The organism is Glaciecola sp. 1036 (assembly GCF_050306235.1).
Taxonomy (GTDB): Bacteria; Pseudomonadota; Gammaproteobacteria; order Enterobacterales; family Alteromonadaceae; genus Glaciecola.
Genome location: NZ_JBLWFH010000001.1, coordinates 540,572 through 557,565, shown reverse-complemented (window position 1 = coordinate 557,565; position 16,994 = coordinate 540,572). Strand labels below are relative to the sequence as shown.

The 16,994-nt window shown below is 48.9% G+C and carries 12 protein-coding genes and 1 pseudogene; all 13 read left to right on the top strand.

All coding sequences use genetic code 11. The annotated features are described in order from the left end of the window. The first annotated feature begins 163 nt into the window (after positions 1–163). The 13 genes and pseudogenes from ACNKW3_RS02470 to rbbA all read left to right on the top strand — a co-directional run bounded on the left by ACNKW3_RS02470 (position 164) and on the right by rbbA (position 16,994). The gene (locus ACNKW3_RS02470; protein WP_052324032.1) at positions 164–1,330 is read left to right on the top strand and encodes an alkene reductase; all 1,167 of its coding nucleotides are present in this window, start codon (positions 164–166) and stop codon (positions 1,328–1,330) included. A gap of 342 nt (positions 1,331–1,672) precedes the next feature. Further along, positions 1,673–3,064, top strand: coding sequence for an NAD-dependent succinate-semialdehyde dehydrogenase (locus ACNKW3_RS02465; RefSeq protein WP_006814859.1), 1,392 nt, complete (start codon positions 1,673–1,675; stop codon positions 3,062–3,064). Positions 3,065–3,144: 80 nt separating this feature from the next. Next, positions 3,145–3,561, top strand: coding sequence for an organic hydroperoxide resistance protein (locus ACNKW3_RS02460; RefSeq protein WP_006814858.1), 417 nt, complete (start codon positions 3,145–3,147; stop codon positions 3,559–3,561). 1 nt (position 3,562) lies between these two features. After that, positions 3,563–4,720, top strand: a complete 1,158-nt coding sequence (locus tag ACNKW3_RS02455; RefSeq protein ID WP_427397684.1) for an iron-containing alcohol dehydrogenase — start codon at positions 3,563–3,565, stop codon at positions 4,718–4,720. Positions 4,721–4,732: 12 nt separating this feature from the next. After that, complete coding sequence (locus ACNKW3_RS02450; protein ID WP_115389047.1) at positions 4,733–5,770, top strand: NADP-dependent oxidoreductase; 1,038 nt, start codon at positions 4,733–4,735, stop codon at positions 5,768–5,770. 9 nt (positions 5,771–5,779) lie between these two features. Continuing rightward, positions 5,780–6,457: a type 1 glutamine amidotransferase domain-containing protein gene (locus tag ACNKW3_RS02445; protein ID WP_427397683.1), complete on the top strand. Its 678-nt coding sequence runs from the start codon at positions 5,780–5,782 to the stop codon at positions 6,455–6,457. Positions 6,458–6,569: 112 nt separating this feature from the next. Further along, positions 6,570–7,163 (top strand): hypothetical protein, encoded by a 594-nt coding sequence (locus ACNKW3_RS02440; protein ID WP_427397682.1) that lies wholly within the window; start codon positions 6,570–6,572, stop codon positions 7,161–7,163. Beyond that, positions 7,150–8,262: an alkene reductase gene (locus ACNKW3_RS02435; protein WP_427397681.1), complete on the top strand. Its 1,113-nt coding sequence runs from the start codon at positions 7,150–7,152 to the stop codon at positions 8,260–8,262. The genes ACNKW3_RS02440 and ACNKW3_RS02435 overlap by 14 nt, the downstream gene beginning before the upstream one ends. 63 nt (positions 8,263–8,325) lie before the next feature. After that, positions 8,326–9,315, top strand: a complete 990-nt coding sequence (locus tag ACNKW3_RS02430; RefSeq protein ID WP_333972653.1) for an aldo/keto reductase — start codon at positions 8,326–8,328, stop codon at positions 9,313–9,315. A 120-nt stretch (positions 9,316–9,435) separates the two neighbouring features. Next, the gene (locus ACNKW3_RS02425; protein WP_333972655.1) at positions 9,436–10,605 is read left to right on the top strand and encodes an MFS transporter; all 1,170 of its coding nucleotides are present in this window, start codon (positions 9,436–9,438) and stop codon (positions 10,603–10,605) included. 1,270 nt (positions 10,606–11,875) lie between these two features. Beyond that, positions 11,876–12,586 (top strand): annotated as a pseudogene (locus tag ACNKW3_RS02420) (IS3 family transposase); the annotation flags it as partial. 623 nt (positions 12,587–13,209) lie between these two features. Beyond that, the gene (locus ACNKW3_RS02415) at positions 13,210–14,262 is read left to right on the top strand and encodes an HlyD family secretion protein (RefSeq protein WP_012516649.1); all 1,053 of its coding nucleotides are present in this window, start codon (positions 13,210–13,212) and stop codon (positions 14,260–14,262) included. Further along, a complete protein-coding gene (gene rbbA, locus ACNKW3_RS02410; RefSeq protein ID WP_342313699.1) occupies positions 14,262–16,994 on the top strand; it encodes a ribosome-associated ATPase/putative transporter RbbA in 2,733 nt (910 codons plus the stop codon). Before ACNKW3_RS02415 ends, rbbA begins: the two co-directional genes overlap by 1 nt.

Sequence of the window (16,994 nt, the reverse complement as noted above, 5' to 3'; positions counted from 1 at the left end):
CAAAATCCAGTATTGGTCGGGAGGCTCACAAAATGGTGCTGGATAGTTACACCGAGAAGAAAAATATTATTATCAGCCTGAATGAGTCCGGTCTGGGGCTCTTTTAATGTAATGGAGCACTGTTTGCTCCGGTATGAAAACTTTATTTAAAGGAAATAGCGTTATGAATGTAAACCCTCTTTTTGAGCCCTTTCGTCTGGGTTCGCTTGAACTGAAAAATCGTATTGTTCTGCCGCCTCTCACGCGTTCAAGAAGCACTCAGCCAGGAAATATTCCGAACGATCTGATGGCTGACTACTATGCGCAGCGGGCTTCTGCTGGCTTCATGGTCACAGAAGGCACGCAGATAGAGCCCAGAGGTCAGGGGTACGCTTGGACGCCGGGTATTTTTACAGCGGCACAAATTGAGGGTTGGAAAAAAGTAACCGGTGCTGTTCATCGTGAAGGCGGCAAAATCTTTTGTCAGCTGTGGCATGTAGGGCGAGTTTCTCATAATTCTCTTCAGCCGGACGGACAGGCTCCGGTAGCACCCTCAGCCATTCGTGCAGAAGGTGTGAAAGTGTTCGTAGAAACAGCACCAGGGGAGGGCGCACTGGCTGATCCGGATGAGCCCCGCGCACTTTCAACCGAGGAAATTCAAGAGCTTGTGAAGCTATATGCTCGCGCTGCTCGTAACGCCGTGGAAGCCGGCTTTGATGGCGTAGAAATCCACAGCGCGAATGGCTATCTGGTTAACCAGTTCATCTCAGAGCATACTAATCATCGGACGGATCAATACGGCGGAAGTTTGCGGAACCGCCTGCGCTTCCTGGAAGAGATTGTGGCCGCAATTTCAGAAGAAGTGGGGGCTGAGCGCTTGGGAGTGAGGTTTGCTCCCTTATTCGAGAGCACGGAAGAGGCACGTGTTTATCTGGGATTGGTTGAAACAGACCCTCACGAAACCTACCTAGAAGCGGCAAAATTGTTAGAGCGCATGGGTATTGCCTATATTTCTATCGCTGAAGCCGACTGGGACAATGCACCAGAATTGCCTGACAGCTTCTGCAGTGCGCTCCGAGGTGCTTTTAGTGGCGCTCTGATTTATGCAGGCCGATACACTCCGGAGAAAGCGCTTCGTATGCTTGATGCTGGATACGGCGACTTGTTCGCTTTTGGGAAGCCGTTTATTGCAAACCCGGATTTACCGTATCGAATACGGCAAGGGCTGCCTTGGAACGAGGTTGATCCCACAACAATGTACGGTGGAACTGACAAGGGATATGTCGACTACCCCACCTACGATTCGCAGGCTGCCTCGGCGCCCAGAATACCTGAGAAGGTGTCGGACTAAATTTATCATCGTTCTGGATATGCGGGACATGTTGATAACGTCGGCACGGGCCTGTCCAGTTTATGGTGGAAAGGTGTGGCATGTTGAAATACTGATCCGAGAGAATTCATGAGGCGGACTAACGACCTTTTGAGGGGTTGTTACCCTTAAAGATTATAGTTATTTCAAAAAAATTATAGACGACTGGTCTATTCGAGGTTAAGCTGAAACTTGGCATGATAAGCAATTAGATTTCATGTTTTTATTTTCCCGGTCATCTAGATGACCGGTCTAGTAGTTTGCGGGTTATGAATAAACTCGAGATTTACAACCCAAACGCGCCCCACGCGAAAGGATTTAATTATGGCTTATGAAACACGAAACCCTTACACCGGCGAACTCTTGGAAGCGTACCCGGACGCGACCGATACTGAAGTTAATCAAGCTATTGAAAATGCTCATGCGGCATTTTTATTGTGGAAGGAAACTGAGTTTGCAGAACGTGCCTGTGTAATGCACTCCGCCGCAACCATATTACGTCGTGACGTCGATTTTTTTGCCAAGTTGTTGACAGTTGAAATGGGCAAGCTTGTCTCCGAAGCTAAAGCCGAAATCGCCTTGTCAGCGGATATCTTTGACTATTATGCCAACAATGCAGAAGCCTTACTGGCGCCTGAAAAGCTGCCAGTAGCCAATCCCGATGAAGGTGATGCTGTTCTGTCCGCAGAGCCTTTGGGGGTCTTGTTGGCAATTGAGCCGTGGAACTTTCCGTTTTACCAAGTGGCTCGTATTGCAGCGCCACAATTGTCTGCTGGCAATACCATGTTGCTCAAGCATGCCTCGAATGTTCCGCAGGCAGCTGCAGCATTCGAAAAATTAATGTTGGAGGCGGGTTTGCCCCAAGGGGCGTTCAAAAACCTTTATGCGACACGTTCTCAAATCGAAACCATCATTAACGATCCACGTGTCCATGGCGTTGCGCTGACCGGATCGGAAGGTGCGGGCTCGATTGTTGCCTCACAGGCAGGCAAAGCACTGAAGAAATCCACGCTCGAACTTGGAGGCGCAGACGCGTTTGTGGTGTTGGCCGATGCGGAAATGGAGAAGACCATTAATTGGGCGGTCTTTGGACGGCACTGGAATGGCGGTCAAGTCTGTGTCTCTTCTAAGCGCATGATCGTCGTTGATGACGTATATGACCAATTTTTTGAAGGTTACACCGCCGGCGTTGCGAAGCTTCGGGCAGGTGATCCGGCGGATCCTACCACGACGTTAGCGCCCCTGTCTTCCGAGGCTGCTGCAAACGAGATTAAAGACAAGATACGCCAAGCAGTTTTTTACGGAGCTACGGCAACGGAAGTTGGGCCAAAGGTTCCCAGTTCGGGTGCTTTTGTACAACCGACCATTCTGACTAATCTTTCAGAAGATAACCCGGCTCGATATTGGGAATTCTTCGGCCCAGTCTCGATGCTGTTTCGTGCGAAGGATGAGGTAGATGCAATACGCATTGCCAATGATTCACCGTTCGGGCTTGGCGGGTCTGTATTTACTGCCGACCCAAAGCGTGGTGCTGATGTTGCGAAACAGATTTCTACTGGGATGGTCTTTGTAAATCACCCGACCATGGCCAAGGCTGACTTACCTTTCGGTGGTATCGGGCGGTCTGGCTACGGCCGAGAACTGATCGGGCTCGGAATCAGGGAATTTGTCAACCACAAGCTCATTTCGGTGGTTGATATTGACGCGCCATTTTAGATGGTGACGCGCCAAAAGATGCCCCCGAGGTATTTTTTTATCATCAAATAGTCGACCGGTCTAATAAGGAGTGATAGATCATGAAGATTTTCTACAAAACTGCGGCAACGGCAACGGGCGGACGCTCAGGAACTTCAACCCTGAACGACGGTAGCTTTTCGGTCCAAATGGTTCGACCCGATAGCGATGAAGATGGTGTAAACCCTGAACAATTGTTTGCACTTGGTTATGCCGCTTGTTTTGACAGCGCGATGGAGATCACCGCAAAGCAACTCAAGCTTAATGCCAAGGGGGCAAAAACTTCGATTGAAGTGGGTATCGGCCAACGATCCGGTGGTGGATACGGGCTTGACCTCGACATCACTGCTCACTTGCTAGGAATGGCCCGCGAGGACGCACAGCGACTGGTTGAGGCGACACATCAACTTTGTCCTTACTCCAATGCCATCCGCGGGAATATTGATGTCCGTTTACATATTGAAACTGAAGGAAACTGATATGAAAAATTTCAACTTTCACAACCCTACCAGAATTTTGTTTGGCAAAGGCAGTATTGCGGAGCTGAAAGATCAGGTTCCCGCTGATGCGAAAGTTTTGATTCTATATGGCGGTGGCAGTGCCGAACGTACGGGTGTGCTGGACCAAGTACGCGAAGCTCTTGCTGGCCGGGCAATCCTGGAGTTTGGAGGTATTGAACCTAACCCACGCTATGCTACAACGCTAAAAGCAGTTGAGATGATTCGCGAAAATGCCGTTACTTTCTTGCTTGCCGTTGGCGGCGGGTCGGTCATCGACGCCACCAAGTTTATTGCGGCGGCGGTAAAGTATGACGGTGACGCCTGGGACATTCTTACCTCACGTGGATCAGTCATTACCCAAGCGGTGCCGTTTGGCTCTGTGTTGACGCTACCAGCTACGGGATCCGAGATGAACTCTGGCGGGGTGATTACCAATCCAGAAAAAGAGGCAAAACTGCCGTTTAGTAGCCTTTATTGCTACCCGGTGTTCTCGGTTCTGGATCCGGAGGTCACCTACACTCTGCCATCTCGCCAGATTGCCAACGGTGTAGTGGACGCCTTCGTTCATACGACCGAGCAGTATCTGACCTATCCAGTTGCCGCGCCAGTTCAGGACGGTTTTGCTGAAACCCTTCTGCGCACATTGATCGAGCTTGGCCCCAAGGCACTTGAGACTCCCAAAGATTACGACATTCGTGCCAATTTGATGTGGACTGCGACCATGGCTCTGAATGGGCTTATTGGTGCAGGTGTACCTCAAGACTGGGCCACTCATATGATTGGGCACGAAATTACTGCACTGAATGATACCGATCACGCCCGCACGCTGGCGGTTGTGCTGCCATCATTGATCGATGATCAGCGCGAAGCTAAGCGTGAAAAGCTTCTCCAGTATGCCAGCAATGTCTGGAATATCCGCGAAGGATCCGATGATGAACGAATTGACGCGGTAATCGAAGCAACGCGCGGTTTCTTCGAGCAGATGGGTATCAAGACTCGGTTAGGCGACTATGACGTTGATGCTGACGGAATCAATCACATCGTTAGTGCCTTAAAGGAACATGGAATGACTGCACTTGGGGAACATAACGCTATCGGCCCCGATGAAGCTCGTCGCATTCTTGAAGCTGCTTTGTAGGAGGAGTCGAACATGAAACAAACAGACACCGCAAACCGCAAGCTCGTGTTGGCGAAGCGCCCTACGGGCGAGCCGACTCTGGACACTCTAAGGCTAGAAGAGGAGGCGATTCCTTCTGTCGGTGACAATCAGATGCTTTTGCGTACCGAGTACTTGTCACTCGACCCGTATATGCGCGGCAGAATGAGTGATGCGCCTTCTTATGCTGCACCGGTTGAGGTCGGCGATGTCATGGTTGGCGGCACGGTTGCCAAAGTGGTTACTTCGAAGCTTGATGGCTTCGCGGAGGGCGACTGGGTGCTTAGCTTCAACGGCTGGCAGGATTACGCTCTTTCCGATGGTGAAGGGGTTACTAATCTTGGCGTTTCGCCAGAGCACCCATCCTGGGCACTTGGGATCTTAGGCATGCCTGGGTTTACCGCCTGGGCTGGCCTGACGCAGATCGGTGAGCCCAAACCCGGGGAGACAATTGTGGTGGCCGCGGCGACGGGTCCGGTCGGCGCAACCGTAGGCCAAATTGGCAAACTGCTGGGCTGCCGTGTTGTTGGCATCGCAGGCGGGCCGGAAAAATGCGCCTATGCGGTTGACGAGCTGGGTTTCGATGCATGCATCGACCACAAGGCACCAGACTTTGCGGATCAGCTTGCCAAGGCCAGTCCGGACGGCATCGATGTCTATTTCGAAAACGTGGGCGGCAAGGTTCTGGATGCGGTGATCCCGCTTTTGAACCCGCATGCGCGTGTGCCGGTGTGTGGACTGGTCTCGCAATACAACGCCACCGAACTGCCCGGCGGGCCAGACCGAATGAATTGGTTAATGGGGCAGATTCTTCGGAACAAGGTAAAGGTTCAAGGATTTATCATCTTTGACAGTTTCGGTCACCTATATCCGGAATTCGCCAAACAGATGGGTGCTTGGGTGGAAAGTGGAAAAATCAAGTATCGCGAAGAGGTCATTGGTGGCTTGGAAAATGCCCCGGAAGCCTTCATCGGCCTTCTCAACGGCGATAACTTTGGCAAGCGCGTGATCCGCGTTAGCACCACAAAATAGGAGAATTACATGAAAATTCTGATGATACTCACGTCCCATGACGAACTTGGAGACACTGGTAAAAAAACAGGCTTTTGGCTGGAGGAGTTTGCTGCGCCCTATTATGTCTTTAAGGATGCCGGAGCGGATATTACTCTGGCCACGCCAAAGGGGGGGCAACCACCCATTGATCCGTCCAGCGATAGTCTGGAAGCGCAAACTGACGACACCCGTCGTTTCAAGGGCGATGCTGAGACGCAAAAGCATCTTGCGACAACGGTGAAACTATCCGAGATGACAGAAGACAGGTTCGATGCAATCTTCTATCCCGGTGGTCATGGCCCTTTGTGGGATCTAGCCGAGGATGCAGACAGCAAACGCCTGATCGAAGCCTTTGCGGCTGCTGGCTTGCCTGTTGGGGCAGTCTGCCACGCACCCGCTGTATTCCGCCACACTCAAGGCACAGACGGCAAGCCCTTGGTCTCAGGGCGACGTGTGACAGGCTTCACCAACACCGAAGAAGAGGCTGTTGGCCTGACCAACGTAGTGCCCTTCCTGGTCGAGGATATGCTCAAAGCTAATGGTGGCAATTATGAGAAAGGCGCCGATTGGGCCAGCTTTGTTCTGCGGGACGGCAAGCTCGTCACCGGTCAGAACCCTGCCTCATCCGCTGCCGCCGCGCGCGAGATTCTGGCGTTGCTGAAATAACGGAAAACGACGACCGAATTGATCCAGCACAACGATGAAGCCTCCTTCTATTCCGCTTAGGTTGGAATAGAAGTAAAGGGTTTAATACATCGTTCACATAGGTAGAAAACGCATGAGAATAATCAATCTAAGTTCTGAAGATAATCCCATACTGGTTGCAATAATAATCTTGTTTGCCGCATCTTTCATTGCCTTTCCAACTCAAGCAGGAGCTTCGACCCGATCCGACAATAACGTTCAGGTTACCGCGGAAATGTTTGGCTGCATTTATGATTTACCCAAAGTACGTAATACCTTCTTGTTCCATTCTGATCCGGAAAAACTTAAGGAAGCCATCCATATTTTTTCTGAACGCGTCCCTGATATGGAGTATCCTGTTGGGACTGTGATGCAACTCGTTCCATTTGAAGCGATGGTCAAACAATCAAGTGAGAAATATCCAGACAGTAATGGCTGGGAGTTTCTCGCCCTCACAGTGACTGAAGAGAGCACCACGATCACGAGCCGAGGAGATCACGCGGTAAATTTTGAGGGGCGTGAGTGCCTGAGCTGTCATGCTGCTGGCATTAAATACGATTTCGTTTGTGAGAAAGATCACGGCTGTGCGCCATTGTCCATTGGTGATAAAGAGATCGCTGCTTTTCAGGCTGCAGATCCTCGTTGTACGCAGCGTCAACCCAAGGAGAAAACACGTGAAAACTCTTAACTCGAACATCAATACGACTAACGTTCCTGAAACTGACCTCTTTTCTCCAATTGAAATAGGGCCTTACGCTCTGACAAACCGCATTGTTATGGCACCACTGACGCGGGCGCGCTCGCCTGAAGGTATTGCTACTTCGATGATGCAAGAGTATTACACGCAGCGTGCATCGGCAGGACTGATCATCAGCGAGGGGTTGAACATTTCGCCGCAGGCAGTGGGTTACGCCTTCACTCCTGGCCTTTGGACCACTGAACAGATCGAAAGCTGGCGTCCTGTAACTTCGGCTGTTCATGATAAAGGTGGACGCATATTCGCTCAGCTATGGCATGTTGGTAGGGTTTCTCACCCAGACTTGCAACTTGGTGGCCTGTTGCCTGTTGCACCATCTGCAGTTCGCCCCAATGTTGACGCATTCACCGCTGAGGGCAAGAAACCAGTAAAGACGCCTAGAGCGCTGCGGGTAGATGAGTTGACGGAGATTGTGGCGGATTATGAGCAAGCCGCCCGCAATGCACTGGATGCTGGTTTTGATGGCGTTGAAATTCACGCTGCAAATGGCTACCTGCTTGATCAGTTTATGCGAGATGGGGCCAATCAGCGTACTGATGCCTATGGTGGGGCGGTCGAGAATCGTATTCGGCTGACACTTGAGGTTACCAGAGCTGTTGCTGCGATCTGTGATGGTGGGCGCACGGGATTGCGGATATCTCCGCTCAGTACCGCCAACGGCCTTAGTGACAGCAACCCTGAGCCGGTTTTCACAGCGCTTGTTGACCAACTGAATAATATTGATCTGGCGTATCTTCACGTTGTGGAAGGTGTGACAGGTGGATCGCGAACGGTTGAAGGCGGATTTGATCTGAATGTTTTGCGACAGCGCTTCAAAGGGCTGTACATGGTTAACAATGGCTATGACCGCAAACTGGCTCTTTTAGCTCGGCGTAGTAATACCGCTGATTTGATTGCATTTGGGCGCCCTTATATTGCCAACCCTGATCTGGTAACTCGACTCGAGCGAGGTGCGCCTCTCAATCCGCTTGATGTCGAAACGGCCTATGGTGGAGGAGCCGAAGGGTATATCGATTACCCATTCCTGTAAGTAAATACTCCTAGTTGAAACCATTTATGGCAGGTTTCTGGAAGAGAAAAGAGGGGAACGACTATGAAATCTCGTAATTTAGGTGCCGGACTGGGCTCTGTCTCCGCTATTGGCCTAGGCTGCATGGGAATGTCTGAATTCTATGGACCCGCTGATAAAGCGCAATCGCTTGCAACGCTGGAGTATGCGCTTGAAAAAGGGATAACGTTTTTTGATACAGCAGATACCTATGGTCTTGGCCGTAATGAAAAACTTCTCAGTAGCTTTCTTGCCCGACACCGAGAGCAGATCACTCTGGCGACCAAGTTCGGCATTGTACGCGATGGCCCACTTGCGGATCGTCGTATTGACAATACCGCGACTTACATGGCCAACGCCTGTGAGGCTTCGCTAAAACGCCTAGGTATAGAAACGATCGATCTCTACTATGCTCACCGTCTAAATCCGGACGTACCCGTCGAAGAAACGGTCGGAGCGATGGCTGAACTTGTCAAGCAAGGCAAAGTTCGTGGATTGGGGTTGAGTGAGGTGTCCCCTGAGACCCTGCGCCGAGCGCATGCCATTCATCCTATCGCTGCAGTGCAATCGGAATACTCCCTGTGGACGCGCGATCCAGAAGACGGAATGTTGCAGACCTGTAAGGAGTTGGGTGTGGCTTTTGTTCCATATAGCCCGCTTGGTCGGGGTTTTTTGACGGGTAAGATCCGGTCGGTTGACGACATGGTCGTCGATGATTTTAGGCGTACCTCTCAACCACGGTTCCAGGGAGAAAATTTGCAGAAGAATCTGTCTGTGGTTGATGCACTGACCAGATTTGCGGATTCAAAAGGCTGTACACCAGCACAGTTGGCTTTGGCGTGGGTTCTGGCACAGGGCGATCATGTGATCCCTATCCCTGGTACACGTACTGAGCGTTATATCGACGAAAATATAAGTGCAGGATCGTTGTCGCTGACAGCGGAAGAGATTTCTGCCCTTGATGAAATTGTACCGAAAGGCGCGGTAAGCGGTGAGCGTTATACGTCTGAAGGTATGCGGCACGTCAATATTTAATGGTCCTAAACCTAACAAAACCCGTCATGAAGAGGTCGCGGCAGACTGAACGGGCTTTCTCGTTAACCGAATGGCTCTGCAATGCGGAGTGATATCTTGTAACAGGCGTTTGAAGAACCAATGAATAGATTACTCATCCTGGCTTTAGGAATGTTTTCCATTGGCACGGCCAGTTTCGTTATGGCAGGCCTTCTGCCAGAGATGGCAGCCAGTTTTAATATCAGTGTTGGTGACGCGGCGAGTATGATCGCTGCGTTCGCCGTCGCTTATGCTCTGATGCTACCGATCGCAGCAACTCTGTTGGTGAACTTGCCTTATAAGCCAATACTGGTGGTGGGCATGAGCATTCTTGCCGTAGGCCATGTGGTTTCAGCGCTGGCGCCAAATCTGGAAGCGGCGATTGCCGGTCGTGCGCTGGGAGGCTTGGGCGGGGCACTGTTTATGCCAATTGCCGGAGCAGCGGCGACCGCGATAGTCGCGCAGGAACATTGGGGGCGTTCATTGGCTATCATTACAGCCGGCTTGAGTGCGTCAACCGCAATTGGAGCGCCGGTGGGAATTGCACTCTCAACGAGTTTTGGTGACTGGCGGCTGGGTATGTGGCTTGTCGCTGCACTAGCCGGTGCAGCGGCTATCGGGCTTGGTACTCTATTGGCCCCCATTCCAAAACCGGATGCAAAGAGGATGGTCGGGGATTTGCTGGCCTCTGTGGCGAAACCGGCTGTATTGGGCGTGCTGGGAACGACACTGTTTTTAATGATCGGATCCTACATCGTTCACACCTATGCCAGTGTAATTCTTATGCCCGCCACTAATGGAAGGGGAGAGACATTGGCCCTTTTAATGGCGGCTTGGGGCGTTGCAGCTACTATTGGAACCTTTACCGCGGGCAGGCTGACCGACCGATGGGGTGCGAGACCAATTATTGTTGGCGGTCTCATGGTTTTGAGCCTCAACTTCTTACTATTGCCAGTGCTCACCTATTCTCCGTTCATATCGGTTTTGCCGCTTGCCGTTTGGGGGGGGATTGCGTGGAGCTGTCTAGTGCCACTGCAGCATCAGTTAGTGAAAGCGGCGCCGTCTAGCGCATCCATCGTTCTGGGGCTGAATACTTCAGCTATATATCTGGGGGTTTCGCTTTCTGCATCTATTGGAAAGCATGTATCTCAAACGTTTGGCAGCGAGTATCTGAGCATGGTTGCGGCCGGTTTTACAATTCTGGCTCTGGGGGTATATGGGAGAATCCAGAGGATTGAAAGCAGGAGTTCAGGAAAAACAACTTATTGCTGAGCGTGTGTTTATTCTAATTCTTAGAACAGTCTTCAAGGTGAAGGCTATCCATGTTTTCTCTAAGAAAGGTGTGAATAAGTCTCTGATGTAAGATTATGTACTCACTCAGTTTGACAAGGATTAGGTCAGCACTAACTCTCATTTACCAATAACGAATGCTCCAGTAAGCGTCGGTAGATTCGTAAAGAAATTTTCCATTTTCGGATGGATTGCCAGATTGCAAGCAGGGCCGAGTTCATCGACATCGGTCATGCTTTCGGCGGCCCGTTAGCAGAGGATAGTGAGATTCTTCACGCTCAAATTACGGTAATGTTGCACATATAGATTTCAGCCTGCCGATCAGTATGTCAGCGAGGTGAAATGACGTTTTGAAGTGAAAAGCCGTTTCCTTCTATATGTTTTTCAATTAGGTTCATAAAAGCTATGTCTGAGCTAACTTCTGTGCAATCTACCCGGTTACCTTAAAAAGGCTCCAAGATCATTGCACTGTGTCTCTCGAGAATACAGCTCCACCTGAAGTCATACTTTAGGCACGTAGTCGTCACGCCGCGAACACGTCTCATTTAGAGCGTTTAGGCGGCTAGCGCACGCGTAACGTTCTGAGTACTCAGGCTTCTGAGTAAGCCCATCGCGCGGAAATCACTTGATGAGCGATGTTGTTCTTGATAACCCCGCACACAGACAGGTATGCCCATCCACCAACTACTTGAGTGCTTCGTTGACACGTGCACCTTCAATTTTTCGTTGTTACGGCGCGGTTTCTTATAACTTAGACGGGTGTTTGGTCCGCTCCTGCGTCTTGGGTGTTGTTCACTCCTCTTCGATGTCGGGCGAGAGCAGGAGTTTACGCCGCTCTTTCAACGACTCAAAGAAGAAAGTTTTATCCGTCTAAATGATGCCAAGTTGTTGGCGTACTCAACGCTCTACGATTAACCTCAAAAACCGATAAAGCTATATGTTATCCATTCTGGTTTCAAACATATAGTGAGGTGGTTTAATCGAGTTGACCAGGCTAGTTAAGGATATAATGAAGTCTTAGCTGGAGAATGTAAATGGCCGGAAGAAAGCAATATACGAAAGAATTTAAACTGGATGCTGCGAGCCCGGTGCTAGATCAAGGTCAAACGTGCTCTGAAGCCGCCTGAATGTTGGATGTGAGTCACCAAAATATTGGTCGTCGGGTCAAGATGATGACGGCCAAGCATTCTGAGGGAACGGCAAACTGACGCCAGAGCAGGCAGAAAGCTTAAAGCGCAGTTGAAATAGCTAGAAATGGGTGCACAGGATAGTGAAAGCCTGTGAGCATAGCTACGTCAGCCGACGAATGCAAAAAGCACTGAATTGTTTGGGCTACCCTATCGGTAGGCGTCTTACACACAGACTGATGAAAGAGGCAGGTGTGCAGGTCCGTTACAAGAAGAAATACAAAGTTATCACAAACAGCAATCACACACTGCCTGTATTAGAAAATGTGCTGGACACCCAATCTAGCTTATGTGCAGGATATAAACTATATCTGGACACAAGAAGGCTGGTTATATTTGGCAGTTGTTATTGACCAGTACTCGATACAAGTCGTTGGATGGAGTATGGGGTCAAGGATGAAAGCAAAACTGGTATGTGATGCGCTAACGATGGCGATATGGCGGCGAAATCCAAAAGCTGGATTGGTTGTCCATTCGGATTGCGACAGCCAATACGCTAGTGCAGACTATCGACGCGTGCTTTGAGGACAACAATTTGTTGGCAGCATGAGTCGTAAAGTTGATTGTTGGGAAAATTGTGTAGTTGAGAGTTTCTTCGGTAGCTTGAAGCAAGATCTGGTGCATTGGAAACATTACCAAATTCGTTATGATGTACGCGAGAAATACTGCGTTACATCACAACATTTTATAATCCTGAGCGACTGCACTCGTATCTTGATTACAGGAGTCCAAATCAATATGATGTGGACATGAAAAAATTTAAAAAAGTAGCTTAACTGGGTTGGTCAATTTTGGTTGCCCATGTCACAGATTAATGCTCTGTTTATGACATCCAAGTAAATGCCGGATTCTAGGTTTACTGAAGATAATATCTATTTGTCAATAACAATTAGGCGTTACTACAGTAAATTCCCCGTTTACCACTTTATTCGGTACGATTGATGGTTTGCCTCTGTAATACCTTCTGTGCTTTCTATGCCCACAACACAACAACTTTCTAGCCAAGAATGTTTAATTTAGCCCATCAGTCTTTCGTCTTTAAACTGACGCCTTGGTTTCGGTTTGTCCATCGATTGATTAATAGAAGCCGCTTCGTTGTGTTAAGAGCGTTCGATACGGCAATTGTATTGGTTAATTCTTGAGCCTGGCTTTTATGGATGCGTATTTCCCTTAGACTCGCCATCGAAAAAAACAAGATACTTCAATCCAAATAACATGGATACTATACATTTAAAAATTTAACAGCTTTAAATTTCGTCTAATATAAAATGAGTATGTTTCCTCGTAACATGTGACAAAAAGAACACTGAACAGTGTATTCTAATCATCAATAGTGTATTTTAATCAATATTAGCACTATAAATCTTTACTGTTGTTATGGAACGCAAGGAGCGTCACTGTGAAAAAAACGCCGTTTATTCTATCCATTATGTTCGTTGTGTTTTTAATTGTGGTTTTTAGTACTGTTTTCAGTGGCCCTGAAAATGTCGATGTGGTGTCAGGGAATGGCCGCATTGAAGCTACTGAAATTGGCATTTCTGCAAAAGTAGCAGGGCGTGTAGAAGAAATTTATGTCAGCGAAGGAGACAGAGTAACGGCGGGCGATGTGGTCGCCAAACTTGATACCACCACCATTAATAGCCAGCTTCAGCAGGCCAAGGCACAGCACCAGCAAGCCAAAAGTGCGGTAGAAGCTGCAAATATGGCTGTTGCACAGCGCCAAAGTGAAAAGTCAGCGCTTGAAGCCGCGCTGCTGCAAACTAAAGCCGAGCTAAAAGCAGCTGAAGCTCATGCTGCCCGTACTAATGAATTGGCAAAAACAGGCGCCGTGTCTAAACAATTGGCAGAAGATAACCTTACCAATGTTGAAAGCGCAAAGGCGGCGGTAAATGCAGCTAAGGCTCGTTTGACAGCGGCTGACGCCACCATTGAAGCTTCGCGCGCGCAATACTACTCGGCACAAGCAGCGGTCAGCGCTGCCAATGCCACTATTGCGCAAATCCAATCTGAAATTAACGATATGGTGTTAAAAGCACCACGTAATGGGCGTATTCAATACCGCGTAGTGGAGCCTGGCGAAGTTGTTAGTGCAGGTGGGCGTGTACTTAGTTTGGTCGACCTAACAAACGTATACATGACATTCTTTTTGCCTGCTTCGCAGGTGGGCAAGCTTACTATGGGCGGTGAAGCACTTATTGTGCTAGATGCCGCGCCCGACATCGCTATTCCGGCCACCATTTCTTACGTTGCCGACGTAGCGCAATTTACTCCTAAGTCGGTTGAAACCCAAAGTGAGCGAGAAAAACTTATGTTCAGGGTTAAAGCGCAAATTCCTGAAAACTTATTAAAGCAGCACATTGAAAAAGTGAAAACAGGGTTGCCGGGTGAAGTATGGGTAAAGCTAAACGATACCGCTGAATGGCCTAGCGACCTACCTGAGCTTGTCGACTAATGGGCAACATTATTGAATGCAATTCGCTAACGGTTCGCTACAAAAGCACCACAGCTATTCACAATCTTGCGCTTTCTATTCCCGCGGGCCTAACGGTAGGCGTAATTGGCCCTGATGGCGTGGGCAAATCTACGTTGCTGTCGCTTATTGCTGGTGAGCGAGTTATGCAAAAGGGGCAGTTGCAGGTTCTTGGTGGCGATATGCGTGATGAAAAACACCGCGCCGCGATATGTTCTGATATTGCATACATGCCACAAGGCTTAGGCAAAAACTTATATCCCACGCTGTCTGTAGAAGAAAACTTACAGTTTTTTGCCAAACTTTTTGGGCACAATCGTGCTCAGCGTCGTGCACGAATAGATATCCTTACCAAACGAACCGGACTTTATCCATTTTTATCGCGCCCAGCCGGCAAGTTGTCGGGTGGTATGAAGCAAAAACTGGGGTTATGCTGTGCCTTAATACACGATCCCCGCCTGCTTATTCTAGACGAACCCACTACAGGGGTAGACCCCCTTGCCCGAAGTCAATTTTGGTCGCTTATTAAAGACATTCGCAAAACCCAGCCAAATATTACCGTATTGGTAGCGACTGCCTATATGGATGAAGCCCAACAGTTCGATCATCTAATAGCGTTAAATGCAGGTGAGATACTGGCGAGCGGCTCACCGAAGTCACTGCTTAGTGAAACACAAACCAGCAATTTAGAAGCGGCATTTATTGCGCTTTTGCCGGCAGACGCAAAGCATGAACATCGCAGCGTAGTTGTGCAGCCTTATAAGGCTAGTGAGCATATGCAAACCGCGATTGAAGCTAAAAACCTTACTATGAAGTTTGGCGATTTTACGGCAGTTAATAACGTTAGCTTCACGATTGGTAAAGGAGAGATTTTCGGGTTTTTAGGGTCGAATGGCTGTGGTAAGTCTACCACCATGAAAATGCTTACTGGCCTGCTGCCGCAAACCTCTGGCGAGGCGTGGTTGCTGGGCAGCCCTCTTGTTGCTAACGATATTAACACCCGCTACCGCGTAGGTTATATGTCGCAAAGCTTTTCTTTGTATACCGAATTAACCGTTCGGCAAAACCTTACGCTTCATGCCAAGCTCTTCAAAGTAGCAAGCAACGTATTAAATTCGCGCGTTGACGAAATGCTTAACCGCTTTGCATTAAGTCATCACCAGCACAGCTTGCCTAACGACCTTCCTTTAGGTATTCGCCAGCGTCTGTCTTTGGCCGTGGCCATGGTGCATAGACCTGAAGTGTTAATACTCGATGAACCCACTTCTGGCGTCGATCCAGTTGCCCGAGATAACTTTTGGCAGTTGCTTATTTCTCTGGCGCGAAAAGACGGCGTAACCATTTTTATTTCTACACACTTTATGAACGAGGCAGTACGCTGCGATAGAATTTCCCTAATGCATGCAGGCGAAGTGCTGGTAACCGATACACCGCAAGCCATAAAAGCGTCTAAATCTGCCGATACGTTAGAGCAAGCGTTTATCGATTATTTAGTTGAAGCGCAAACACCTGAGAACCAAACACAAAACACTGAGCAAAGTGCACCAGAAGGTGTTAGCGCAGATAAAGCCACGCCACCGAATAAACGTGCAAAAGGCTTACGGCGATTGTTAAGCTATGCCTCGCGTGAAACCCTTGAGCTTATCCGCGACCCCATTCGCTTAACCATGTCGTTCTTAGGCAGCATGGTGTTAATGGTAGTTATTGGCTATGGCATTACTATGGACGTTGATGACTTAAGCTATGCGGTATTCGATCGCGATCAAACTTCCACTAGTCTTAACTATCGCAGTGCTTTATCAGGCTCGCGCTATTTCAATGAACAGCCAGTCATTACCAGCTATGCCGATATGGACAGGAGAATGAAAAGCGGAGAGCTTTCATTGGCTGTGGAAATTCCCCCCGAATTTAGCCAAAAACTGCATAAAGGCGAACAAGTGGAAATAGGGGCATGGATTGATGGGTCTATGCCCTCAAGGGCCGAAACTATACAGGGTTATGTAACAGGTATTCACCTGAAATGGCTTTTGCAGCAAGCCTCACAAGCTAGCCAAGTGCAGTCGACCAGCAGTATTAATGTTGAGTCACGCTATTTGTATAACCCAGATGTTCGCAGCTTGGTGGCCATTGTACCTGCGGTAATGCCCATGTTGTTGTTGATGATACCTGCGCTTTTAACGTCGTTGGCGGTGGTGCGCGAGAAAGAGTTGGGTTCGATAATCAACTTATATGTTACGCCAGTTACACGCATAGAGTTTTTGTTGGGTAAGCAACTTCCTTATATCGCTACCTCGTTTGTTAGCTTCTTGCTGTTGGTTGCAATGGCGGTGTGGCTATTCAACATCCCACTGAAGGGGGATGTGATAGTGCTATGCCTTATAACGTTGTTATTCGTTACTTTTTCCACTAGCTTTGGTTTGTTGGCATCGGTTTTTACTAATAGTCAAATTGCCGCTATTTTGCTTACTACTATTGGCACTATGGTACCTGCCGTACAGTTTGCGGGCATGATAACACCGGTTTCTGCATTAGAAGGGGCGGGGCGCGTAATAGGAGAGCTTCACCCTATTAGTTATTTTTTAACCGCTAGCAGGGGAATATTTAGCAAAGGTTTAGGTTTTGAAACCCTTGATTTTGCTGTGTTTGCCATAGCTATTTCTATACCAATTACACTGTGGCTTGCCACTGTTTTGTTACGCAAGCAGGAGCGCTGA